The organism is Pseudomonas sp. GW456-12-10-14-LB2 (genome assembly GCF_002884345.1).
In the GTDB taxonomy this organism is placed as follows: Bacteria; Pseudomonadota; Gammaproteobacteria; order Pseudomonadales; family Pseudomonadaceae; genus Aquipseudomonas; species Aquipseudomonas paraglycinae.
This window is the reverse complement of sequence record NZ_POHV01000022.1, coordinates 55,011-79,094: the sequence shown is the minus strand read 5'-3', so window position 1 is coordinate 79,094 and position 24,084 is coordinate 55,011. Positions and strand designations below refer to the sequence as shown.

General features: G+C 59.9%; 23 protein-coding genes. 17 read left to right on the top strand and 6 right to left on the bottom strand.

From position 1 onward, the window contains the following. The first annotated feature begins 4 nt into the window (after positions 1-4). From C1X29_RS16800 to C1X29_RS16720, 17 genes are all read left to right on the top strand, one after another. Entirely contained in the window at positions 5-802 is a 798-nt protein-coding gene (locus C1X29_RS16800) for a ParA family protein (protein ID WP_007954142.1), read from the top strand. A 9-nt stretch (positions 803-811) separates the two neighbouring features. Next, positions 812-1,684: a ParB/RepB/Spo0J family partition protein gene (locus C1X29_RS16795; RefSeq protein ID WP_064600630.1), complete on the top strand. Its 873-nt coding sequence runs from the start codon at positions 812-814 to the stop codon at positions 1,682-1,684. A 148-nt stretch (positions 1,685-1,832) separates the two neighbouring features. Beyond that, on the top strand, positions 1,833-2,240 hold the full coding sequence (locus C1X29_RS16790) for a F0F1 ATP synthase subunit I (protein WP_003229783.1): 408 nt from the start codon (positions 1,833-1,835) through the stop codon (positions 2,238-2,240). A 16-nt stretch (positions 2,241-2,256) separates the two neighbouring features. Further along, the gene (gene atpB, locus C1X29_RS16785; RefSeq protein ID WP_007954148.1) at positions 2,257-3,126 is read left to right on the top strand and encodes a F0F1 ATP synthase subunit A; all 870 of its coding nucleotides are present in this window, start codon (positions 2,257-2,259) and stop codon (positions 3,124-3,126) included. 134 nt (positions 3,127-3,260) lie between these two features. Continuing rightward, the gene (gene atpE, locus C1X29_RS16780; RefSeq protein WP_003097235.1) at positions 3,261-3,518 is read left to right on the top strand and encodes a F0F1 ATP synthase subunit C; all 258 of its coding nucleotides are present in this window, start codon (positions 3,261-3,263) and stop codon (positions 3,516-3,518) included. A gap of 57 nt (positions 3,519-3,575) precedes the next feature. Continuing rightward, entirely contained in the window at positions 3,576-4,046 is a 471-nt protein-coding gene (locus C1X29_RS16775; protein WP_011336718.1) for a F0F1 ATP synthase subunit B, read from the top strand. 12 nt (positions 4,047-4,058) lie between these two features. After that, positions 4,059-4,595, top strand: coding sequence for a F0F1 ATP synthase subunit delta (locus C1X29_RS16770; protein ID WP_011336717.1), 537 nt, complete (start codon positions 4,059-4,061; stop codon positions 4,593-4,595). Between the two features lie 21 nt (positions 4,596-4,616). Then, the gene (gene atpA, locus C1X29_RS16765) at positions 4,617-6,161 is read left to right on the top strand and encodes a F0F1 ATP synthase subunit alpha (RefSeq protein ID WP_041073579.1); all 1,545 of its coding nucleotides are present in this window, start codon (positions 4,617-4,619) and stop codon (positions 6,159-6,161) included. A 50-nt stretch (positions 6,162-6,211) separates the two neighbouring features. Beyond that, on the top strand, positions 6,212-7,072 hold the full coding sequence (gene atpG, locus C1X29_RS16760) for a F0F1 ATP synthase subunit gamma (protein WP_007954161.1): 861 nt from the start codon (positions 6,212-6,214) through the stop codon (positions 7,070-7,072). A gap of 27 nt (positions 7,073-7,099) precedes the next feature. Further along, positions 7,100-8,476, top strand: coding sequence for a F0F1 ATP synthase subunit beta (gene atpD / locus C1X29_RS16755; protein WP_007954162.1), 1,377 nt, complete (start codon positions 7,100-7,102; stop codon positions 8,474-8,476). 45 nt (positions 8,477-8,521) lie between these two features. Continuing rightward, a complete protein-coding gene (locus C1X29_RS16750) occupies positions 8,522-8,947 on the top strand; it encodes a F0F1 ATP synthase subunit epsilon (RefSeq protein WP_007954164.1) in 426 nt (141 codons plus the stop codon). Between the two features lie 119 nt (positions 8,948-9,066). After that, a complete protein-coding gene (glmU, locus tag C1X29_RS16745; protein WP_102717945.1) occupies positions 9,067-10,434 on the top strand; it encodes a bifunctional UDP-N-acetylglucosamine diphosphorylase/glucosamine-1-phosphate N-acetyltransferase GlmU in 1,368 nt (455 codons plus the stop codon). 130 nt (positions 10,435-10,564) lie between these two features. Next, positions 10,565-11,341 (top strand): DeoR/GlpR family DNA-binding transcription regulator, encoded by a 777-nt coding sequence (locus C1X29_RS16740; RefSeq protein ID WP_102687914.1) that lies wholly within the window; start codon positions 10,565-10,567, stop codon positions 11,339-11,341. A gap of 2 nt (positions 11,342-11,343) precedes the next feature. Beyond that, complete coding sequence (gene glmS / locus C1X29_RS16735; RefSeq protein ID WP_102687915.1) at positions 11,344-13,176, top strand: glutamine--fructose-6-phosphate transaminase (isomerizing); 1,833 nt, start codon at positions 11,344-11,346, stop codon at positions 13,174-13,176. A 73-nt stretch (positions 13,177-13,249) separates the two neighbouring features. Beyond that, on the top strand, positions 13,250-14,176 hold the full coding sequence (locus C1X29_RS16730) for a LysR family transcriptional regulator (protein ID WP_085747999.1): 927 nt from the start codon (positions 13,250-13,252) through the stop codon (positions 14,174-14,176). A gap of 104 nt (positions 14,177-14,280) precedes the next feature. Continuing rightward, positions 14,281-14,907, top strand: a complete 627-nt coding sequence (locus C1X29_RS16725) for a glutathione S-transferase family protein (RefSeq protein WP_064379665.1) — start codon at positions 14,281-14,283, stop codon at positions 14,905-14,907. A gap of 38 nt (positions 14,908-14,945) precedes the next feature. Then, positions 14,946-16,976, top strand: coding sequence for a pyridoxamine 5'-phosphate oxidase family protein (locus C1X29_RS16720; RefSeq protein WP_102717944.1), 2,031 nt, complete (start codon positions 14,946-14,948; stop codon positions 16,974-16,976). A gap of 4 nt (positions 16,977-16,980) precedes the next feature. Here C1X29_RS16720 and C1X29_RS16715 read toward each other — a convergent pair whose 3' ends face one another. The 6 genes from C1X29_RS16715 to C1X29_RS16690 are packed head-to-tail and all read right to left on the bottom strand — an operon-like array spanning position 16,981 to position 24,083. Next, the gene (locus C1X29_RS16715) at positions 16,981-18,111 is read right to left on the bottom strand and encodes a glycosyltransferase family 4 protein (RefSeq protein ID WP_102717943.1); all 1,131 of its coding nucleotides are present in this window, start codon (positions 18,109-18,111) and stop codon (positions 16,981-16,983) included. Further along, positions 18,112-19,242, bottom strand: coding sequence for a glycosyltransferase family 1 protein (locus C1X29_RS16710; RefSeq protein ID WP_102687918.1), 1,131 nt, complete (start codon positions 19,240-19,242; stop codon positions 18,112-18,114). It abuts the gene before it with no gap. After that, positions 19,226-20,593, bottom strand: a complete 1,368-nt coding sequence (locus C1X29_RS16705) for a glycosyltransferase family 1 protein (RefSeq protein WP_102717942.1) — start codon at positions 20,591-20,593, stop codon at positions 19,226-19,228. The genes C1X29_RS16710 and C1X29_RS16705 overlap by 17 nt, the downstream gene beginning before the upstream one ends. Continuing rightward, positions 20,590-21,843: an ABC transporter ATP-binding protein gene (locus C1X29_RS16700; RefSeq protein WP_102717941.1), complete on the bottom strand. Its 1,254-nt coding sequence runs from the start codon at positions 21,841-21,843 to the stop codon at positions 20,590-20,592. The genes C1X29_RS16705 and C1X29_RS16700 overlap by 4 nt, the downstream gene beginning before the upstream one ends. Then, positions 21,843-22,640, bottom strand: coding sequence for an ABC transporter permease (locus C1X29_RS16695; protein WP_085747994.1), 798 nt, complete (start codon positions 22,638-22,640; stop codon positions 21,843-21,845). The genes C1X29_RS16700 and C1X29_RS16695 overlap by 1 nt, the downstream gene beginning before the upstream one ends. Further along, positions 22,641-24,083, bottom strand: coding sequence for a mannose-1-phosphate guanylyltransferase/mannose-6-phosphate isomerase (locus C1X29_RS16690; protein ID WP_102717940.1), 1,443 nt, complete (start codon positions 24,081-24,083; stop codon positions 22,641-22,643). Between the last annotated feature and the right edge of the window lies 1 nt (position 24,084).

Sequence of the window (24,084 nt, the reverse complement as noted above, 5' to 3'; positions counted from 1 at the left end):
AAGAATGGCTAAGGTATTCGCGATAGCGAACCAGAAGGGTGGTGTGGGCAAGACCACCACCTGCATCAACCTCGCAGCATCCCTGGTCGCGACCAAGCGCCGGGTGCTGTTGATCGATCTCGATCCACAGGGCAACGCCACCATGGGTAGCGGTGTGGATAAACATGGCCTGGAAAACTCGGTCTACGACCTGCTGATCGGCGAATGCGATCTGGCCCAGGCCATGCACTACTCCGAACACGGCGGTTATCAACTGCTGCCGGCCAACCGCGACCTGACGGCGGCCGAAGTGGTGCTGCTGGAAATGCAGATGAAGGAAAGCCGTCTGCGCAGTGCGCTGGCGCCGATCCGTGAAAACTACGATTACATTCTGATCGACTGCCCGCCGTCGCTGTCGATGCTCACACTGAACGCACTGGTCGCTGCTGACGGGGTGATTATTCCCATGCAGTGCGAGTACTTTGCGCTCGAAGGTTTGAGCGACCTTGTGGATAACATCAAGCGCATCGCCGAACTGCTGAACCCGAACCTGAAAGTCGAAGGCCTGCTGCGGACCATGTATGACCCGCGCCTGAGCCTGATGAACGATGTATCGGCCCAGCTCAAGGAACACTTCGGTGATCAGCTGTACGACACGGTGATCCCGCGCAACATCCGACTGGCTGAAGCCCCGAGCTACGGCATGCCGGCGCTGGCCTACGACAAGCAATCGCGTGGCGCGCTGGCCTATCTGGCCCTGGCGGGCGAGATGGTTCGCCGTCAGCGCAAAAATTCACGCATCGCCGCTGCCCAGCCAACTTAAGGAATCCCCATGGCCGTCAAGAAACGAGGTCTCGGACGAGGACTGGATGCACTGCTGAGCGGTCCGACTGTCAGCTCGCTGGAAGAACAAGCGGCGCAGGCTGACAGCCGTGAGTTGCAGCACCTGCCGTTGGACTTGCTGCAGCGCGGCAAGTATCAGCCACGCCGGGACATGGATCCGCAGGCGCTGGAAGAGCTGGCGCAGTCGATCAAGGCCCAGGGCGTGATGCAGCCGATCGTGGTTCGCCCGATTGGCGGTGGTCGTTTTGAAATCATCGCCGGCGAGCGCCGCTGGCGCGCCAGTCAGCAGGCCGGCCAGGAAACCATTCCTGCGATGGTCCGCGACGTGCCGGATGAAACCGCGATCGCCATCGCGCTGATCGAGAACATCCAGCGCGAAGACCTGAACCCGATCGAAGAGGCGGTGGCCCTGCAGCGCTTGCAGCAGGAATTCCAGCTCACCCAGCAACAGGTCGCCGAGGCTGTGGGTAAGTCCCGGGTCACGGTAGCCAACCTGTTGCGCCTGATTGCATTGCCGGAAGTCATCAAGACCATGCTGTCCCACGGTGACCTGGAAATGGGTCATGCCCGTGCATTGCTCGGTCTGCCGGACAATCAGCAGGTGGAAGGGGCGCGACATGTTGTCGCACGCGGCCTCACCGTGCGCCAAACCGAGGCACTGGTTCGTCAGTGGTTGAGTGGCAAACCGGAGCCGGTCGAACCGTCCAAACCCGACCCGGATATCGCCCGGCTCGAGCAACGTCTGGCCGAGCGCCTAGGCTCTGCGGTGCAGATTCGCCACGGCAAGAAGGGAAAGGGTCAGTTGGTGATCGGTTACAACTCCCTCGACGAGCTTCAAGGTGTGCTCGCACACATCCGCTGAAACAATTCCTCTTGTAGCGCGCAGTCGGAAATCACTACCTGACAGTTGAATAGGGGCAGAACCGCCCCTATACTCTGCGCGCATTTTGTCGGCACAAATTATGCCAAGTTATTGAATTTCGGCAGCCGACCATTGGAGAGCAATAGTGATGGAAACCCGCAAGCCAAACCGCCTGCCGTTCCATCGCCTGGCGGTTTTTCCGGTGTTGATGGCTCAATTTGTCATTTTGCTCATTGCCGCTTTGGCGCTCTGGCAATGGCACGGAGTCGTTGCCGGATACTCGGGACTTTGCGGAGGCCTGATAGCCTTGCTGCCCAATGTTTATTTCGCTCACAAGGCATTTCGGTTTTCCGGCGCCCGAGCAGCCCAGTCCATCGTCCGGTCTTTCTATGCCGGCGAGGCAGGCAAACTGATTTTGACGGCAGTGCTGTTTGCACTGGTGTTTGCAGGTGTGAAGCCACTGGCGCCGATCGCTGTATTCGGCGCCTTCGTGCTGACTCAGTCGGTCAGCTGGTTCGCTCCCCTGCTGATGAGAACAAGACTTTCGAGACCTTAGGGCGTTTGAGGCAACCATGGCAGAAACAACCGCTTCGGGCTATATCCAGCACCACTTGCAGAACCTGACCTTCGGTCAGCTACCCAACGGCGGCTGGGGCTTTGCCCACACCGCAGCAGAGGCCAAGGAAATGGGCTTCTGGGCTTTCCACGTCGATACCCTCGGCTGGTCGGTCGCGCTGGGTCTGATCTTCGTTCTTCTTTTCCGCATGGCGGCCAAGAAGGCGACTTCCGGTCAGCCGGGTGCATTGCAGAACTTCGTTGAAGTCCTGGTCGAATTCGTCGATGGCAGCGTGAAAGACAGCTTCCATGGCCGTAGCCCGGTGATCGCACCGCTGGCACTGACCATCTTCGTCTGGGTGTTCCTGATGAACGCCGTCGACCTGGTACCGGTCGACTGGATTCCTCAGCTGGCCATCCTGATCTCCGGCGACCACCACATCCCGTTCCGCGCCGTGTCGACCACCGACCCGAACGCGACCCTGGGCATGGCGTTCTCGGTTTTCGCACTGATCATTTTCTATAGCATCAAGGTCAAGGGCCTCGGCGGCTTCATCGGCGAGCTGACCCTGCACCCGTTCGGCAGCAAGAACATCTTCGTTCAGGCCCTGCTGATCCCGGTGAACTTCCTGCTGGAATTCGTGACCCTGATCGCCAAACCGATCTCTCTGGCTCTGCGTCTGTTCGGCAACATGTATGCCGGCGAGCTGGTGTTCATCCTGATCGCTGTGATGTTCGGCAGCGGCCTGCTCTGGCTGAGCGGCCTGGGTGTTGTCCTGCAGTGGGCGTGGGCTGTGTTCCACATCCTGATCATCACCCTGCAGGCGTTCATCTTCATGATGCTGACCATCGTCTACCTGTCGATGGCGCACGAAGAAAACCATTAAGACCAGTCTCGACTAGTCTGATGTCCTTCCCGGTCAAACGGGAAGGGGCTCCTCACGGGGCACCATGAAACGATTTGTTTTACCGCTTTAATCTAAAAAACCTAAACCATACGACGTAAAAGTCGGGAGGAAAGATGGAAACTGTAGTTGGTCTAACCGCTATCGCTGTTGCACTGTTGATCGGCCTGGGCGCACTGGGTACCGCAATTGGTTTCGGCCTGCTGGGCGGCAAGTTCCTGGAAGGCGCAGCGCGTCAGCCAGAAATGGTTCCAATGCTGCAAGTTAAAATGTTCATCGTTGCCGGTCTGCTCGACGCCGTAACCATGATCGGTGTTGGTATCGCTCTGTTCTTCACCTTTGCGAACCCGTTCGTTGGTCAGATCGCTGGCTAATCATTCGGATCTCCGAGTGATTTGGTGTGATGGACAACGTAACTGCGAGGTGTTGGCGTGAACATTAATGCGACCCTGATTGGCCAGTCCGTTGCGTTCCTGATTTTTGTACTGTTCTGCATGAAGTTCGTATGGCCTCCGGTCATCGCAGCTCTGCACGAACGTCAAAAGAAGATCGCTGATGGTCTGGACGCTGCCAGCCGTGCAGCTCGCGACCTGGAGTTGGCCCAAGAAAAAGCGGGTCAGCAACTGCGCGAAGCGAAAGCTCAGGCAGCTGAAATCATCGAGCAAGCCAAGAAACGCGGTAACCAGATTGTCGAAGAGGCCGTTGAAAAGGCCCGCATCGACGCTGACCGTGTGAAGGTTCAGGCTCAAGCCGAGATCGAACAGGAACTGAACAGCGTCAAAGACAAGCTGCGCGCCCAAGTGGGCTTGCTGGCTGTCGGCGGCGCCGAGAAGATCCTGGGTGCCACAATCGATCAAAACGCGCACGCAGAGCTGGTTAACCAACTGGCTGCTGAAATCTAAGCGAGGGCGATCATGGCAGAACTGACCACGTTGGCCCGACCTTACGCTAAGGCGGCCTTCGAGCACGCTCAGGCCCACCAGCAACTGGCCAATTGGTCAGCCATGCTCGGCCTGGCAGCAGCGGTGTCGCAAGACGACACCATGCAGCGCGTGCTCAAGGCCCCGCGACTGACGAGCGCAGAAAAGGCCGCCACGTTCATTGACGTGTGCGGCGACAAGTTTGATGCCAAGGCACAGAACTTCATCAATGTCGTTGCCGAAAACGACCGTCTCCCGCTTCTGCCGGAGATCGCCGCTCTGTTTGACCTGTACAAGGCCGAGCAAGAGAAATCGGTAGACGTTGAAGTGACCAGTGCTTTTGCATTGAACCAAGAACAGCAAGACAAACTCGCCAAGGTTCTCAGTGCACGACTCAACCGGGAAGTGCGCCTGCAAGTCGAGGAAGACAGCTCCCTTATCGGGGGGGTGGTCATCCGCGCCGGCGACCTGGTTATCGATGGCTCGATTCGCGGCAAAATCGCGAAACTTGCCGAAGCATTGAAATCTTGAGTTTGAAGGGGCAGCAGAGCAATGCAGCAACTCAATCCTTCCGAAATAAGTGAAATTATCAAGGGCCGCATCGAAAAGCTCGATGTGACCTCCCAAGCCCGTAACGAAGGCACTGTCGTCAGCGTATCTGACGGTATCGTGCGGATTCACGGTCTGGCCGACGTCATGTACGGCGAGATGATCGAGTTTCCGGGCGGCGTCTACGGTATGGCCCTCAACCTGGAGCAAGACTCCGTAGGTGCCGTTGTACTGGGCGCATACACCAGTCTGGCTGAAGGCATGAGCGCCAAGTGCACCGGCCGCATCCTCGAAGTTCCGGTTGGTAAGGAACTGCTGGGTCGCGTTGTCGACGCACTGGGTAACCCTGTTGACGGCAAAGGTCCACTGGGCAACACCGAGACCGACGCGGTCGAGAAAGTTGCTCCGGGCGTGATCTGGCGTAAGTCGGTAGACCAGCCTGTACAGACTGGCTACAAGGCTGTCGATGCCATGATCCCTGTCGGCCGTGGCCAGCGTGAGCTGATCATCGGTGACCGTCAGATCGGTAAAACCGCTCTGGCGATCGACGCGATCATCAACCAGAAAGACAGCGGCATTTTCTGCGTCTACGTGGCAATCGGTCAGAAGCAATCGACCATCGCCAACGTGGTTCGCAAGCTGGAAGAAAACGGTGCACTGGCTAACACCATCATCGTTGCAGCGAGCGCTTCGGAATCTGCAGCACTGCAATTCCTGGCTCCGTACTCCGGTTGCACCATGGGTGAATTCTTCCGCGACCGCGGTGAAGACGCGCTGATCGTTTATGACGATCTGTCCAAGCAAGCAGTGGCTTACCGCCAGATTTCCCTGCTGCTGCGCCGTCCACCAGGCCGTGAAGCTTACCCAGGCGACGTGTTCTATCTCCACTCCCGTCTGCTGGAGCGCGCATCCCGCGTTTCGGAAGAGTACGTAGAGAAGTTCACCAACGGCGCAGTGACCGGCAAAACCGGTTCCCTGACCGCACTGCCGATCATCGAAACCCAGGCTGGCGACGTTTCCGCGTTCGTTCCGACCAACGTGATTTCCATCACCGACGGTCAGATCTTCCTGGAATCGGCCATGTTCAACTCGGGCATCCGCCCTGCAGTGAACGCCGGTGTTTCGGTATCCCGTGTGGGTGGTGCCGCTCAGACCAAGATCATCAAGAAGCTGTCCGGTGGTATCCGTACCGCTCTGGCTCAGTACCGTGAACTGGCGGCATTCGCCCAGTTCGCTTCTGACCTGGACGAAGCGACCCGCAAGCAACTTGAGCATGGTCAGCGCGTTACCGAGCTGATGAAGCAGAAGCAATACGCACCGATGTCGATCGCTGACATGGCGCTGTCGCTGTATGCCGCTGAGCGTGGGTTCCTGACTGACATTGAAATCGCCAAGATCGGCAGCTTCGAACAAGCGCTGATTGCTTTCTTCAACCGCGATCACGCCGACTTGATGGCGAAGATCAACGTTAAAGGTGACTTCAATGACGAAATCGACGCTGGCCTGAAGGCTGGTATCGAGAAGTTCAAGGCCACCCAAACCTGGTAAGCCGCAGCGGGAGCCGCAAGGCTCCCGCTTGCTAACCTGATAGGTGTTACATGGCAGGCGCAAAAGAGATTCGCAGTAAGATTGCGAGCATCAAAAGCACGCAAAAAATTACCAGCGCCATGGAAAAAGTGGCGGTCAGCAAAATGCGCAAGGCACAAATGCGCATGGCTGCTAGCCGTCCTTATGCGGAGCGTATCCGCCAGGTAATTGGGCATCTGGCCAACGCCAACCCGGAATACCGCCACCCGTTCATGATCGATCGCGAAGTAAAGCGCGTCGGTTATGTCGTCGTGAGCAGTGACCGTGGTCTGTGCGGCGGCTTGAACACCAACCTGTTCAAGGCCCTGGTCAAGGACATGGCGGTAAACCGCGAAAACGGCGTCGAGATCGATCTGTGTGTCGTTGGTAGCAAGGGTGCGGCCTTTTTCCGCAACTTCGGCGGTAACGTCGTTGCAGCTATCAGCCACCTGGGTGAAGAGCCGTCGATCAATGATCTGATCGGCAGCGTCAAGGTGATGCTGGATGCCTACCTGGACGGCCGTATTGACCGCCTGTCCGTGGTATCCAACAAGTTCATCAACACCATGACGCAACAGCCTACCGTGGAGCAGTTGATTCCACTGGTGGCGACCCCGGATCAGGAACTCAAGCACCACTGGGACTACCTCTACGAACCAGACGCCAAAGAGCTGCTTGACGGCTTGATGGTGCGTTACGTGGAGTCGCAGGTGTACCAGGCGGTGGTCGAGAACAACGCGGCTGAACAGGCTGCGCGGATGATCGCGATGAAGAACGCTACCGACAACGCCGGTGATTTGATCAGCGATTTGCAGCTGATCTACAACAAGGCGCGTCAGGCTGCGATCACCCAAGAGATCTCGGAAATCGTCGGCGGCGCTGCCGCGGTTTAACGGTTCAAATATTCAGAGGATCCAGCTATGAGTAGCGGACGTATCGTTCAAATCATCGGCGCCGTTATCGACGTGGAATTTCCACGCGACAGCGTACCGAGCATCTACGACGCCTTGAAGGTTCAAGGCGCCGAAACCACTCTGGAAGTTCAGCAGCAGCTGGGCGACGGCGTGGTTCGTACCATTGCGATGGGCTCCACCGAAGGCTTGAAGCGCGGTCTGGACGTCAACAACACTGGCGCAGCCATCTCCGTACCGGTCGGTAAAGCGACTCTGGGCCGGATCATGGACGTACTGGGCAACCCGATCGACGAAGCTGGCCCGATCGGCGAAGAAGAGCGCTGGGGTATCCACCGCGCCGCTCCTTCCTTCGCTGAACAGGCCGGTGGCAACGAGCTGCTGGAAACAGGCATCAAGGTTATCGACCTGGTTTGCCCGTTCGCCAAGGGCGGTAAAGTCGGTCTGTTCGGTGGTGCCGGTGTAGGCAAGACCGTAAACATGATGGAACTGATCCGTAACATCGCCATCGAGCACAGCGGTTATTCCGTGTTCGCCGGTGTGGGTGAGCGTACTCGTGAGGGTAACGACTTCTACCACGAGATGAAGGACTCCAACGTTCTCGACAAGGTAGCCCTGGTCTACGGTCAGATGAACGAGCCACCGGGAAACCGTCTGCGCGTAGCGCTGACCGGTCTGACCATGGCCGAGAAGTTCCGTGACGAAGGTAACGACGTTCTGCTGTTCGTCGACAACATCTATCGTTACACCTTGGCCGGTACCGAAGTATCCGCACTGCTGGGCCGTATGCCTTCGGCAGTAGGTTACCAGCCGACCCTGGCAGAAGAGATGGGCGTGCTGCAAGAGCGCATCACTTCGACCAAGCAAGGTTCGATTACTTCGATCCAGGCCGTATACGTACCAGCGGACGACTTGACTGACCCGTCGCCAGCGACCACGTTTGCTCACCTGGACGCCACCGTCGTTCTGTCCCGTGACATCGCTTCCCTGGGTATCTACCCGGCGGTAGACCCACTGGACTCGACTTCGCGTCAGCTGGACCCGAACGTGATCGGCAACGATCACTACGAGACCGCTCGTGGTGTTCAGTACGTGCTGCAGCGTTACAAAGAGCTGAAGGACATCATCGCGATCCTGGGTATGGACGAGCTGTCGGAAGCCGACAAGCAGTTGGTAAACCGTGCTCGTAAGATCCAGCGCTTCTTGTCGCAGCCGTTCTTCGTGGCTGAAGTCTTCACCGGTGCTTCGGGTAAATACGTTTCCCTGAAAGACACCATTGCTGGCTTCAAAGGCATCCTCAACGGTGACTACGACCACCTGCCAGAACAAGCGTTCTACATGGTCGGCGGCATCGAAGAAGCGATCGAGAAAGCCAAGAAACTGTAATCCAGGCGCCCGGCAACGGGCGCTAATTTAGGTTGAGGCAATCAGATGGCTATGACAGTCCATTGCGACATCGTCAGCGCGGAAGGAGAAATCTTTTCCGGCCTGGTCGAGATGGTGATTGCGCACGGTGCTCTGGGTGATCTTGGTATCGCTCTGGGCCACGCGCCGCTGATCACTAATCTGAAGCCAGGTCCGATCCGCCTGATCAAGCAAGGCGGGGAAGCCGAGGTGTTCTACATCTCCGGTGGTTTCCTCGAGGTTCAGCCGAACATGGTCAAGGTGCTTGCCGATACCGTGCAACGTGCCGCCGACCTGGATGAAGCTCAGGCTCAAGCAGCTCTCAAGGCTGCCGAAGCTGCTCTGCATGAGAAGAGCGCAGATTTCGACTACGGAGCTGCATCCGCACGTCTGGCCGAGGCTGCAGCTCAGCTGCGCACCGTCCAGCAGATCCGCAAGAAGTTTGGCGGTTAATCCGTCAGCCACTTGTTGTGCGATTGATAAAAAAGGGTAGCCTCGGCTACCCTTTTTTCTTTTCAGAATTCCCGAAACCCCGGTCGCAGTTGCTGACCACCCAGGATTGGTAGCCAGTCATGTCTCTTGAAATCGTTATCCTCGCGGCCGGTCAAGGCACCCGCATGCGTTCCGCGCTGCCAAAAGTGCTGCACCCGATTGCCGGCGACTCCATGCTCGGTCATGTTATCCACAGCGCCCGTCAACTTGATCCACAGCGCATCCATGTCGTCATCGGCCATGGTGCGGATGTAGTACGCGAACGTCTGGCCGCAGACGACCTGAACTTCGTGTTGCAGGACAAGCAGCTGGGCACCGGCCACGCCACGGCCCAGGCTGTTCCGTTCATTACGGCCGATACCGTACTGATTCTCTACGGTGACGTGCCGTTGATCGAGGTCGAGACCTTGCAGCGTCTGCTCAAGCACGTTGTACCGGGGCAAATGGGTCTGCTCACCGTCGAACTGGACGACCCCACCGGTTATGGCCGCATCGTGCGCGACGCCGACGGCAAGGTGGCCGCCATCGTTGAGCACAAAGACGCCAGCGAAGCACAACGGGCGATCACCGAAGGCAATACCGGCATCCTGGCTGTGCCGGCCAACCGCCTGGCGGACTGGATGAGTCGCCTGTCGAACAACAACGCGCAGGGCGAGTATTACTTGACCGACGTGATCGAGATGGCAGTCAACGACGGCCTGACTGTCGCCACCGAACAACCGCACGACCCGATGGAAGTGCAGGGCGCCAACGATCGCAAACAGCTCTCCGAGCTGGAGCGTCATTATCAGTTGCGCGCCGGTCGTCGCCTGATGGCTCAGGGTGTCACTCTTCGCGATCCGGCCCGGTTTGATGTACGTGGCGAAGTGACCGTCGGTCGCGACGTGCTGATCGATATCAACGTGATTCTCGAAGGCAAGGTCGTCATTGAGGACGACGTGGTCATCGGCCCGAACTGCGTGATCAAGGACAGCACCCTGCGCAAAGGCGTGGTGATCAAGGCCAACAGTCATATTGATGGCGCAGTGTTGGGTGAAGGCAGCGATGCCGGCCCGTTTGCCCGTCTGCGTCCGGGCACTGTGCTTGAGGCCCGCGCCCATGTGGGTAACTTCGTCGAACTGAAAAATGCCCGCTTGGGCGAGGGCGCCAAGGCCGGACACCTGACATACCTTGGTGACGCCGAGATCGGTGCGCGCACCAATATCGGCGCCGGCACCATCACCTGCAACTACGATGGCGCCAACAAGTGGAAAACCGTGTTGGGCGAAGATGTGTTCATCGGCTCCAACAACTCGCTGGTCGCACCTGTGGATATCTCCGCCGGCGCAACCACTGCGGCCGGTTCGACCATTACCCAGAATGTGGATAACGCGCAGTTGGCGGTTGGTCGGGCACGGCAGAAGAACATCGATGGCTGGAAGCGGCCTGAGAAGATCAAGAAGAGCTGAGTTATCCACAATGCTCGATGTATGAAAAAGACCGCCGCCGGCGGTCTTTTTTATTGGGCACGTCTTGACGATTTGCAGCTGATAGGTTTTGATTGCTTCCGTTATCTTTCGAATCGAAACTTAGTAGCCCATGTCGAAACGCAATACACCTCAGCGTCGTCACAACATTCTGGCTTTGCTTAATGAGCAGGGCGAAGTGAGTGTGGACGAACTGGCCAAGCGCTTCGAAACTTCGGAAGTTACGATTCGCAAGGATCTCGCCGCCCTGGAAAGTCATGGCCTGTTGCTGCGCCGTTACGGGGGAGCGATCACCATGCCTCAAGAGTTGGTGGCAGACGTCAGTCAGAACGTTTCCAAATACAAACAGGCGATTGCCCGCGCCGCGGTTACACGCATCCGCGAGCACGCCCGCATCATCATCGACAGCGGCAGCACCACCGCCGCCATGATTCCCGAGCTTGGCCAGCAGCCAGGCCTGGTGGTGATGACCAATTCCCTGCACGTGGCCAACGCCCTGAGCGAGCTCGAACACGAGCCGGTACTGCTGATGACCGGCGGTACGTGGGATCCCCACTCGGAATCCTTTCAGGGCCAGGTCGCCGAGCAGGTACTACGCTCTTACGACTTCGATCAGTTGTTTATTGGTGCCGATGGCATCGACCTGGTGCGCGGCACCACCACTTTCAATGAGCTGCTCGGCCTGAGCCGGGTGATGGCGGAAGTGGCGCGGGAAGTGATCGTGATGGTCGAGGCCGACAAGATCGGCCGCAAGATTCCCAACCTGGAGCTGCCATGGAGCAGCGTCCATACCCTAATTACCGATGATCGCCTGCCCCTTGAGGCACGCGCTCAGATTCAGGCTCGCGGTATCAACTTGATTTGCGCGACTGTCAGTCAGGAGAAATAAGCATGTGTGGAATTGTCGGCGCGGTAGCTGAACGTAACATCACCGCCATTCTGGTCGAAGGCCTCAAGCGCCTCGAATACCGGGGTTATGACAGCGCCGGTGTGGCGGTGTACACCAATGACGGCACTCTGGAACGCACCCGTCGTGTGGGCAAGGTCAGCGAACTCGACGCGGCGCTCGCCGAACATCCGCTGGTAGGCCGTCTCGGCATTGCCCACACCCGTTGGGCCACTCACGGTGCGCCGAGCGAGCGCAATGCCCACCCGCATTTCTCCGGTGACGTTGCCGTCGTGCACAACGGCATCATCGAAAACCATGAGGCGCTGCGTGAACAACTCAAGGCGCTGGGCTACGTGTTCACCTCGGACACCGACACCGAAGTCATCGCCCACCTGCTGACTGAAAAGCTCAAAAATCTGCCGGACCTGACCGACGCCCTGAAGGCCGCGGTCAAGGAACTGCATGGCGCCTACGGTCTGGCGGTTATCCACGCACAGCAGCCGGATCGACTGGTCGCAGCCCGCAGCGGCAGCCCGCTGGTGATCGGTCTGGGCCTGGGCGAGAACTTCCTCGCTTCCGACCAACTGGCCCTGCGTCAGGTCACCGACCGTTTCATGTACCTGGAAGAGGGCGATATCGCCGAAATCCAGCGTGACAAGGTGCAGATCTGGGACGTGAGCGGCAAAGCCGTCGAGCGCCAGACCGTCCAGTACACCGATGGCGCCGAAGCCGCCGACAAAGGCGAGTTCCGTCACTACATGCTCAAGGAAATCCACGAGCAGCCATCCGTGGTGCAGCGCACCCTGGAAGGTCGATTGAGTTCGGATCAGGTGCTGGTGCAGGCGTTTGGCCCGCAAGCGGCCGAACTGTTCGCCAAAGTGCGCAACGTGCAGATCGTGGCGTGCGGCACCAGCTACCACGCCGGCATGGTTGCCCGTTACTGGCTCGAAGAGCTGGCCGGCATTCCATGCCAGGTCGAAGTCGCCAGCGAGTTCCGCTACCGCAAGGTAGTGGTGCAGCCGGACACCCTGTTCGTCACCATTTCCCAGTCCGGCGAAACCGCCGACACCCTGGCTGCGCTGCGCAACGCCAAGGAACTGGGCTTCCTCGGTAGCCTGGCGATCTGCAACGTTGGGATCAGTTCGCTGGTGCGCGAATCCGACCTGACTCTGCTGACCCAGGCCGGTCGCGAAATCGGCGTGGCTTCGACCAAAGCTTTCACTACGCAACTGGTCGGTCTGCTGTTGCTGACCCTGTCTTTGGGTCAGGTGCGCGGTACTTTGGGCAAAGGCGTTGAAGCCACGCTGGTCGAAGAGCTGCGTCGTCTGCCAACCCGTCTGGGCGAAGCGCTGGCCATGGACAGCACGGTGGAAAAAATCGCAGAGCTGTTTGCCGAGAAAAACCACACCCTGTTCCTGGGCCGTGGCGCGCAATTCCCGGTGGCGATGGAAGGGGCCTTGAAGCTCAAGGAAATCTCGTACATCCACGCCGAAGCCTATCCGGCTGGCGAACTGAAACACGGCCCGCTGGCGCTTGTGGATAACGACATGCCGGTGGTCACCGTCGCACCGAACAACGAACTGCTGGAGAAGCTCAAGTCCAACCTGCAGGAAGTCCGCGCCCGCGGCGGCGAACTGATCGTGTTCGCTGACGAGAAAGCCGGGATGACCAACGGCGAAGGCACCCACGTGGTGCAGATGCCGCACATCCACGATATCCTGTCGCCGATCCTCTACACCATTCCGCTGCAATTGCTGTCGTACTACGTTGCTGTGCTCAAGGGCACTGACGTTGACCAGCCGCGTAACCTGGCGAAGTCGGTGACGGTGGAATAAGTTATCCACAGTTGAATCACCCCCATAAAATCGCAGCTTCGGCTGCGATTTTTTTATCCGGATCGAGGGCACCATGGATCGCTTCCAGGAAATGCAGGTCTTCGCCATCGTCGCCCAGGAGCAGGGCTTCTCCGCTGCCGCGCGGCGCCTGGGTTTGTCGGCAGCCAGCGTGACCCGGGCGGTGGCGGGGCTGGAGCAGCGAATTGGTACGCAGTTGTTGATCCGTACCACCCGCAGCGTGCATTTGAGCGAAGCGGGTCTGCGTTATCTGGAAGACTGTCGGAGAATTCTCGCCGAGGTGCAGGAAGCGGAGGATTCCGCTGCCGGCAGTCATACCCAGCCCCGTGGGCAGTTGACGGTGACGGCGCCAGTTTTATTCGGAGAACAGTTCGTCACGCCGGTAATGGCGCGTTATCTGACGCAATACCCGGACGTTTCCATCAATGCCCTGTTGCTCGACCGGGTGGTGAACATGGTCGAGGAGGGCGTCGACGTCGCGGTGCGCATCGGCGAGTTGCCGGACAGCAATCAGCATGCGATCCGGGTCGGTGAGGTGCGGCGGGTAATTTGTGGTTCGCCGGAATACTTTGCGGTCCATGGCCGGCCGACCCATCCGCAGGCCTTGGCCGGGGCGCCGGTGGTGGCGACGTCGGCCATCGGCCAGCAGCGCAGTTGGCCATTCATGGAAAACGGTGAGCTCATTGGCGTAAAACCGGAGCCGCGTCTGGTGGTTACCGCCAATCAAGCTGCGATCACAGCGGCGTCGTTGGGTCTGGGGTTGACCCGGGTGCTGTCTTATCAGGTGGCCGGCAAGGTGGCTTCCGGCGAACTGGAAATCGTCCTCGCCGAGTTTGAACTGCCTGCTCTGCCGATCCATGTGGTGTATCAGGGCGGGCGCAAGGCGCCGGCGCGGATACGCAGTTTTGTCGACTTCATCGTGCAGGCGCTGCGCGAGCATCCGGCGCTGAAAAACGCTGCGTTATTTCATCCAGAGAAATAATGGATTGCATTTGCTGGTGATTCTGTTGTTTTCGCGATCAGGGGAAGATGGCTCCTACGGCCACCGTCCATCCTGAACGGCGCCATCATCCAGCGGAGTCGACCATGCAAGCGATCAAACTCTACAACTTCCCGCGTTCCGGCCACGCCCATCGCGTCGAACTGATGTTGTCACTGTTGCAACTGCCGACCGAGCTGATCTTCGTCGATCTGGCCAAGGGTGAACATAAACAGGCGGCATATCTGGCCATCAACAGCTTCGGCCAGGTTCCGGCCATTGATGACAATGGTGTGGTGCTCGCGGACTCCAACGCGATTCTTGTCTACCTGGCACAGAAATACGGCAATGGCCGCTGGCTGCCAAGTGATCCGGTCGGCGCCGCGCACGTGCAGCGCTGGTTGTCGGCCGCCGCCGGGCCGATTGCTTTCGGGCCCGCTGCCGCACGCTTGATCACGGTGTTCGGGGCGAAGTTCAACGCCGAGGAGGTCATCACCCGTGCGCACAATTTTCTCAAGGTGATGGATGCGGAACTGGGCAAAACCCCGTACCTGACCGGCACTGAGCCGACCATTGCCGATGTCTCGGCCTACAGTTACATCGCCCATGCGCCGGAAGGCAATGTGTCGCTGGACGACTACGCTAACGTTCGCGCCTGGCTTTCGCGGATTGAGGCGCTGCCCGGTTTTGTCGGCATGCCACGCACCGTTGCCGGCCTGCAAACCACCGTCTGACATTCAATCTGCGCCGACGGCGCAGGGGAGAGACCGTGATGGAACGTTCACCGTGGCACGCTGGCGAGCAACAGTTGCAGGCCCATGTCGGCGTTGCCGAGCGCATGGAGGAATTCGGTCGTAAGGTGATTCGCACCTGGATGCCGGATCAACACCGCCAGTTCTATCAGCAATTGCCCTTCATGCTGTACGGCGCGGTGGATGCCGAAGGTCGCCCCTGGGCCAGTGTGCTGGAGGGCGAGCCGGGCTTTGCTCACTCTCCCGAGCCGACGCAACTGCAGTTCGCAAGTCTGCCGGCTGCTGATGATCCTGCACAGTTAAAGGCTGGCGCAGCGATCGGTCTGCTTGGGATCGAACTGCACACCCGCCGGCGCAATCGGCTAAATGGCCACATCGATAATTTCGATGCGAACGGCTTCGGGCTGACGGTCGATCAGTCGTTCGGCAACTGCCCGCAGTACATTCAATTGCGACAGTTTCAGCGAGTGCCGCTGACGGATCCGCAGACCCGCAAAGCCGAACACCGTGACAGCCTTGATGACGCCGCCATTGCACTGATTGAAAGTGCCGACACCTTCTTCGTCGCCAGTTATGTCGATGTCGACGGTGAGCGTTCGGTGGATGTTTCCCACCGCGGCGGTCAGCCCGGTTTTGTGCGGATCGAGGGTAATCGCCTGACGATCCCTGATTTTGCCGGCAACCTGCACTTCAATACGTTGGGCAACCTGCTCCTCAATCCCTTGGCCGGCTTGCTGTTCATCGACTTTTCCACAGGCGATGTGTTGCAGCTCAGCGGTCGCACCGAGATCATTCTCGAGGCGCCGCAGATCGAGGCCTTCCAGGGCGCCGAACGGTTGTGGACTTTCGAGGTGGAAAAACTGGTTCGGCGTCCGGCAGCGCTGGCTCTTCGCTGGCGCTTCGACGGCATGTCACCCACCAGCCTGCTGACCGGCAACTGGGCCCAGGCCGATGCACGATTGCAGGCCAAGGCATTGGGGGACAGCTGGCGGCCATTGCGCGTGGCAAAAGTCGAAATGGAAAGCCGTCACATCCGCTCGATCTATCTGGAGCCGGACGATGGCGCAGGACTGCCGGTGTTTCTCGCCGGGCAGCATCTGCCGCTTCGGTTCAACCTCGACGGTGAGGTGCACATCCGTACTTACAGCCTGTCGGGCGCGCCGTCGGATGATTTCTTCCGGATCAGCGTGAAACGCGAAGGGCGGGTATCGACCCACCTTCACGAAAAGATTCGCGTCGGCGACGTGCTGGAGGCGCGATTGCCCCAGGGGCATTTCACTGTAGCGGCGCTGGAACGCCGTCCATTGGTGCTGCTGGCTGCGGGCGTCGGCATCACGCCATTGCTTTCGATGCTGCGTGAGGTGGTGTATCAGGGCCTGCGGACCCGGCGGATTCGTCCGACCCTGTTTGTTCAGAGTTCCCGCAGCCTCGCCGACCAGCCGTTTCGCGCCGAGCTGGACCGGTTGCTGGAGGACGCCGGTGATGCCGTGAAAGTGTTGCGAGTGCTAAGTCAGCCGGAAGACGATCTGGTCGAAGGAAAAGACTTCGACCTGCGTGGCCGTATCGATGGCGATCTGTTGCGCAATCTGCTGACCGACGAGGATTTCGATCAGGTCGACTTTGTACTCTGCGGCCCCGGCGGTTTTACCCAGGGTATCTATGACACTCTGCGTGAACTGGATGTGCGGGACGGGCAGATCCATGCCGAAACCTTCGGCCCTTCGACCCTCAAGCGCCAACCCGATCCGGATGCGATCGTGATCGAGCAATTGCCCGCCGCGACCACATCGGTACCGGTGGTGTTCGAGCGTTCGGCCAAGGAAGCACGTTGGCAGCCCGACGGCGGCAGTTTGCTGGAGCTGGCGGAAAGCCGTGGATTGCGTCCGGAGTTCAGTTGCCGCGGTGGTTCGTGCGGCACCTGCAAGACACGGCTGATCAGCGGCGCGGTGAATTATCCACAGCCTCCGGCTGAAGTGCCGGAGGAGGGGCAGGTGCTGATTTGCTGCGCGGTGCCGGCGCAGAGTGCCCAGCCGCTGGTGCTGGATCTGTAAGGGATCAGGCGTAGGACAACGCCTTTTCCTCCAGCAGCTCCTGATACAACTCGGTCCACTTGCGGCCCATTTCGTCGGCTGTGAATAACTGCCGATAGCGGGCCTCTGCCTTGAGGCCCATTTCGGCGGCGCGGGCCGGGTTTTCCCACAGGGTGCGCATCGCTTCGCGAAACGCCTGGGGATGACTCGGTGGCACCACCAGCCCGGTTTCGTTGTGGATATTGATGTAGCTGGTGCCGGTGCCGATCTCGCTGGAAATCATCGGTTTGCCGTACATCGCGCCTTCGAGCAGAGAAATGCCGAACGCTTCCGAGCGCAGGTGCGACGGGAAGACGATGGCATAGCTCAGTTGCAGCAGGGCAACCTTGTCTTCATCGCTCAGACGGCCGAGGAAATGAATGTTTTTCAGGCCAAGCGCGGCGGCCTGGGCGTGCAGCTCCTGCTCCAGCGGGCCCGCGCCGACGATCACCACCGGGTAGTCAACGTCCTTCAAAGCATCAAGCAGGATGTGCAGGCCTTTGTAATAGCGCATCACCCCGACAAACAGGAAAAACTTATCCCCAAGCTGCTGGCGCCAGCGGTTCATGCGCTCGACATCGGCCTGTGGATAACCTGCCTTGTTCAAGCCATAAGGGATGACGCGGGTCTTGTCCTGGAATTGCTGCAACACATCGCTGGTGTGCAGATAGTTAGGCGAGGCCGCGACAACCCGGTCGGCGCTGGCGAGGAAGCGGTTCATCAGTGGGCGATAGAGTTTGAGCAGGTGCTTCTGGCGAATGATGTCCGAGTGGTACGTCACCACCGTCGGTTTGTTCACGCCGCTGGCGAAGTGCACCAGATCCATGAACGGCCACGGGAAGTGGTAGTTGATCACGTCGGCTTCGGCGGCCAGTTCGCGAAACTGCTTGAACACGCTCCAGGAAAAACCGGTGGAGGCGAACTGGATATCCAGTTTTGCCCGATGCACTTCGTGCTGGCCGAGACGCACCACAGCAGGCTCTGGATTGGCGCTAAGGGTCAGCACCTGGCCGTCGATGCCGTGCTGGGCGCCGCTCTCGCAGAGTTGAAAGATCACTTGTTCGATACCGCCGACCGAGTCAGGCAGGTACGTCTTGAAAAAATGCAGAACCCGCATTCAACCTCCCATGGCCTGGAGGTAGGCGCCGGCCGTGGCCTGCGCGCAACGCTTCCAGGAAAAAAGCCGTGCCTGCTGCAATCCGGCTTTCCGGCATGCCTGCCAGTGCGCTTGATCTTCGATCAGTCGGCTCATCGCATCACGCAAGCCGTCTGCATCGTCAGCTTCAATATAGTTGCCGGCGTCTCCCGCCACTTCCGGCATGGCCGAAGAGCGGGTGAGCACCACCGGCGTGCCGCTGGCCATCGCTTCCAGCACCGGCAGGCCGAAACCTTCATACAGCGACGGAAAAATCAGCGCCCGGGCGCCGGACAGCAATTGCGCGACTTGCTCATCGGGCAAGTAGCCGAGCAGGCACACGTGCCCGCAAGCCAGCGCCTGCTGCAATTCATCACTGAACTGGTCGCGCTGCCAGCCGGCCATGCCGACGATCAACAGCGGAAAACGCTGGCGTACCAGATCCGGCAACAGCGCGTGGGCGCGCAGAGCCAGGTTCAGGTTCTTGCGTGGCTCCAGAGTGCCGACGCAGAGGAAATACTCCCGGAACTCGACCGCATGGGCCTTGAGCACCGTGTCGATGTCTTCCGGCTCGCGCGGATGGAAACGCTCGGCAACACCCAGCGGCGCGACCACGAAACGCTCGGCAGGCAGTCCGAAATATTCCCGTGCCTCGTCAGCGATGGCTTGCGAGTCTGTCAGGATGATCCGTGCCCGGCGTACGCCGTCGGCGAGTCGTCGCTCGATTTCCCGCAGCCGTGCCGGCGGCTGGGTCTCGGGGAAATGCAGGTGCGTCAGATCGTGCAGGGTGATCACGGTCGGGCCATCGAAGGCCAGCGGCCACAGGCTCGGTTCGTGATACAGATCGACCGGGTGCGCCGGGCCCTGATCGAAGCGTTTCTGCTCAAGCCACCGGCGCGCCTGATAGGCCCCGGGGATCTGCCGCAGCAATGGCGTCAGACGCGAATAACCGGGCATCGCTGCTTCCGGCAGCTGCGAACTCCAGCCCCAGCCATGGAAGAGCGCCACGTCGATATCGGTGTCCGCGTGCAAGGCATTTACCAGCTCGGCGACGTAATGGCCGATGCCGGTGCGCGGTGCCTGGAGAATCCGGGCGTTAAGGGCTATGCGCATGTTGCCTCGCTGGCACCTGAGGCGCCTCCAGCACATGGCGTGCGGTACGCTCGGCCAGTTGCGCGCTGGCTTCGCGCCAGCCGATCCATTGCCAGTCGCTGACATCCCGGGCGGCGGGGAATCGACCGCTGCGCTCAAAGCTCTGCACCAGATCGGCGAGGCTTTGCGGCGACTGCAGGTCGAAATACGCCATGAATTCACCGCCAATCTCGCGGAACACCGGGATGTCGCTGCCCATCGCCGGCAGCCCGCGTTGCATGGCTTCCACCAGCGGCAGGCCGAAACCTTCGACGAACGATGGAAACACCAGCGCGCCGGCATGGGCGTAGGCGTGTTCGAGGCTGGTGTCGCTCAAGTCGTTGAACATGAACAGGCGCCGGTTGAGCTCGGGGTGATGGCGAATCCGGGCAAGCAGCGCGTCGCACTTCCAACCGATGCGCCCGGCGATGCACAACCGGGCTTTCGAGCCGTTCGCCCACGCATGGTCGAAGGCATCCAACAGATAGTCGTGGTTCTTGCGCGGCTCGATGGTACTGACCATCAGGAACACCGGCTCCGGTGTGGCGAACAGCCGTTGCAGACGCGGTTCGACGGCAGCTTCAACGCTCTGCAGATCCAGCTCGGAACCGAGGTGAAAATAGTCGAACCAGCGTTTGCCGGTCTGTTCCGATCCGAGGCGACGTTGCAGTTCTGTACGCACCTGATTGCGCACGGTGGCGGAAATCGCCATGAAACCGTCGGCGTTGTGGGCGATCCAGTCGAACCACTCGCTGTATACCTCGACCAGCCGCGTGTCGTAAAACTGCGGGTGGGACAGGGGAATCAGGTCGTAGATCACCGCGACGATGCCCAGACCTTCATGTTTGAGGCGCTCGGCGTGCAGAAAAAAGTCCGAATGCCAGGAAGAATCCAGCAACACCAGATGATCGCCGGGCTGGTGTTGCAGCGGCTCACAGCGTCGATCCAGTTGATAGCGATTGATCTGCTCGACCAACCGCAGTGGTATCCCGAATACACCGAACGACGTGAGGCGATAGCCGACGTACAACAAACGTCGTGTCAGCTTTGTTCGGCAGCGTGTGTCCAGCCGCTGATGCACTTGCCAGAAGCGGTGGGCAAGCCGTTCCAGGCGTTCGCCAAGCGTGGCGATGGTATTGAACAGCGGTGAGTCCAGCGGCGCCAGACGCGTCACACGGTAGAGCCTGCCCTTGAGCAGGATCACCGGCACGCATTCGACCCCTTCGGCGCTCGGCGGCAGCTGTTTGATGACGTTGCGCACCACCCGCTGAATCCCCGAATTGACCTTCGGGTGTTTGAACACGTGGGTGCATTCGACCAGCAGCCGGGTCATGGCGCGCGCTCAGTCAGCGCAGCGGCGGTATGGCGGGTTATCGAGGCCTTGGCGTCGAGCCACGAGCAGCCGACAAAATTTTCCTGCCGGCCGTTGATCACATGAAACACCAGGCCATAGTCGCGCCACTCGAAGTTCCGATCCATATGAGAGTCCAGTCGCGACAGGCTCAGCGATACCGAGTAATTGCCCTTGCCCAGACCCATCACGAAGGCAAAGCGATAGGTGAAACGTTCTCCGGCGTGCAGATCCGTCAGGGCCTTGTCGAGGCGATGGGTATTGATGCCATACATCATCTGGCCCAGGCGGTCCTTGATGAGAAAGCCGAGCACCATTCGTTCGATGTCGCTGCGCACCTCAACCTGTACTTCCAATACCACCGGCTGACCGACCTCTGCAGCCTCGATGGAGCGCTCCTGTTCATCCAGCAGGCGCACCCCGAGGATGACGGCCTCACCGGTGCCGGACACAGTCCGCACCTCGCCGCCGGCGAGCATTTCCTGACGCACGATCTGGCCTTCGCGTTCGGCCATCAGGGCGTTGTAGTAATCGAGCACCACTTCCGGCTTGTCGTACATGGCCATCTGGCCGTCCTTGAGCAGGATCGCCGAGTCGCAGATCGACTGGATCGCCGAGCGGTCGTGGGACACGATCAGCAGTGTCGTGCCCGCCTTGCGGAAGCTGCGGATGCGGTCGAAACTCTTGTGCTGAAAGTAGGCGTCACCCACCGACAGCGCCTCGTCGACGATCAGGATATCCGGTCGCCGTGCGGTGGCGACGCTGAAGGCCAGGCGCATCTGCATGCCGCTGGAGTAGGTGCGCACCGGATGATCGATGGCCTCGCCGATTTCTGCGAAATGTTCGATGTCGGGCATCATCGCTTCGATTTCGTCGACCTGCAGCCCCAGCAGTTGCCCGGCCATGATTGCGTTCTGGCGGCCGGTAAAGTCCGGGTGAAAGCCCATGCCCAATTCCAGCAATGCGGCGACGCGACCTTCAATTTCGATCTTGCCGCATGTGGGTTGAGTGGTGCCGGTGATCATTTTCAGCAAGGTGCTTTTACCCGCACCGTTGGCGCCGACGATGCCCACCGCCTCTCCGGAAGCGATTTCGAAAGCGACATCCTGCAGCACCCAATGCTGGTGGTGGCGCAGGGGCGAAAACGGGATCAGCCATTCCGCCAGGCGACTCCAGCGATTGGGATACTGCTTATAGGCCTTGCCCAGGCCGGTGACGCGAATATGTCCCATCAGAGTTCATCCACCATTTCACCGACACGCCTGCGAAACAGCCGCAGGCCGATCAGGCACATCACCAGCGCGGTGATGAACACCGGCAGCAGCGAACTCCAGACGGGCCACTGCCCATACAGGAACAGGTTCTGATAGCTGCCGATCAGGTTGGTCAACGGGTTGAGTTGCAGCAGGCGCTGAACCCACTCCGGCAGGATGCTCATCGGGTACACGATCGGCGTCAGCCAGAACCAGAACTGCAGGCAGATGGCGAAGAGCTGACCGACATCGCGAAAGAACACATTCAATACGCCGAGGATCATGCCCAGCCCGGCGCAGAACATCATTTGCAGCGCAATCAGGGGGATCAGCGCCAGCAGCGCCATGCCCGGCCAGCGCCCGGTGATCAGCAGAAAGCCGAGGAACAGGCCGATGATGATGGCGAAGTTGATTGCCGCGTTGCAGAGCACAATCACCGGCAGGCAGATTCTGGGGAAGCTGATTTTCTTCAGCAGGTTGGCGTTGTCCAGAAACATGGTCTGACTGCGCAGGGTGATTTCAGAGAACAGCCCCCAGGCCAGCAGACCGGCGCAGAGGTAGACGCTGTAGGCCATGCTGTCATCCACGCCCGGCAGGCGTGCGCGCATGATGTGGGAAAAGATCACGGTGTAGACGATGATCATCGACAGCGGGTTGAACACGGGCCACAAGGCACCGAGCAGTGAATTGCGATACCGCGATTGAAACTCTCGCTGCACGCTGCCGAGAATGAAACCTCGATAGTCATGCAGCGAGCGATACAGGGAAAGCAGCATTTAAACCGTCCTGCCGTACTGGTCTTCGAAGCGGACGATGTCGTCCTCTCCCAGGTATTCGCCACTTTGCACTTCGATGATCACCAGGTCGATCACGCCGGGGTTCTCCAGACGGTGCTTGTGACCGGCGGCGATGAACGTCGATTCGTTCTTCGCCACCAGGGTCGTGCCGCTGCCGTTGTTGGTGACCTTGGCCATGCCTTCGACCACCACCCAGTGTTCATTGCGGTGATGGTGCATCTGCAACGACAGCTTGCCGCCGGGCTTGACCACGATGCGCTTGATCTTGAAGCGCGGGCCTTCCTCGAGCACGGTGTAGGTGCCCCACGGACGGCTGACCGTACGATGCAGGCGATAGGCTTCGTGGGATTTGTCCTTGAGCTGCTTGGCCACGCGCCGCACATCCTGAGCACGGTCGGCGTGGGCCACCAGCACGGCGTCGGCGGTGTCGATGATGATCAGGTCTTCCACACCGACGGCGGCCACCAGCCGGCCTTCGCTTTGAACGAAGTTGTTGCGGCTGTCGATGAAAATCGCTTCGCCGCTGGCGCGGTTATTGTCAGCGTCGGCCGGCACCAGCGCGGCGACCGCGCCCCACGAACCGATGTCGCTCCAGTCGAAACCGGCGGGCACCACCACGACCTTTTCCGAGCGCTCCATCAGCGCGTAGTCGATGGAGATGTCGGTGATCTCGGCGAACAGCTGCGGCGACAGTTCCTGTTGCAGGCAGCCGACGGTTTCCACCGGTTCGCTGGCGGCCATGCAGGCGCGGGTCTGTTCCAGCAACTCGGGGGCGTGCAGCGCCAACTCGGCGATCAGGGTCGCGGTGGTGAAACAGAACATCCCCGAGTTCCACAGGAAGTTGCCGCTCTCCAGATAATGGGTCGCGGTTTGCAGGTCGGGCTTTTCCACGAAGCGCTGCACCTTGGCTGCGCCGTTTGCGTCCAGTGGCGCGCCGGTTTCGATGTAGCCGAATCCGGTTTCCGGGGCGGTCGGCACCACACCGAAGGTCACCAGATAACCGTCTTTTGCCAGATTGACTGCATGTTCGACCGCGCTCTTGAGCGCGTCTTCGTTGACGATCAGATGGTCGGCAGGCATCACCACCATGATCGCTGCATCACCGTGCAGGGCTTGCAGCGACAGCGCTGCCGCCGCGATGGCCGGTGCGGTGTTGCGCCCGGCGGGTTCGAGCAGAAAATGCCCGCGATGGCGTGAAAGGCGCGCGGCCTGATAGTGATCCTTGCTCTGGAAGTAGTACTCGCGGTTGGTCACCGTGACGATGTCGCCCCAGCCGTCCAGCAGCGCGGCGGCGCGCCGGTAGGTCTTGCCCAGCAGCGACTGGCCGTCGGGCAGGGTCATGAACGGCTTCGGGTGGCCCTCGCGGGACACCGGCCACAAACGGGTGCCGGCACCGCCGGACAGAATCACGGGGATCAGCATG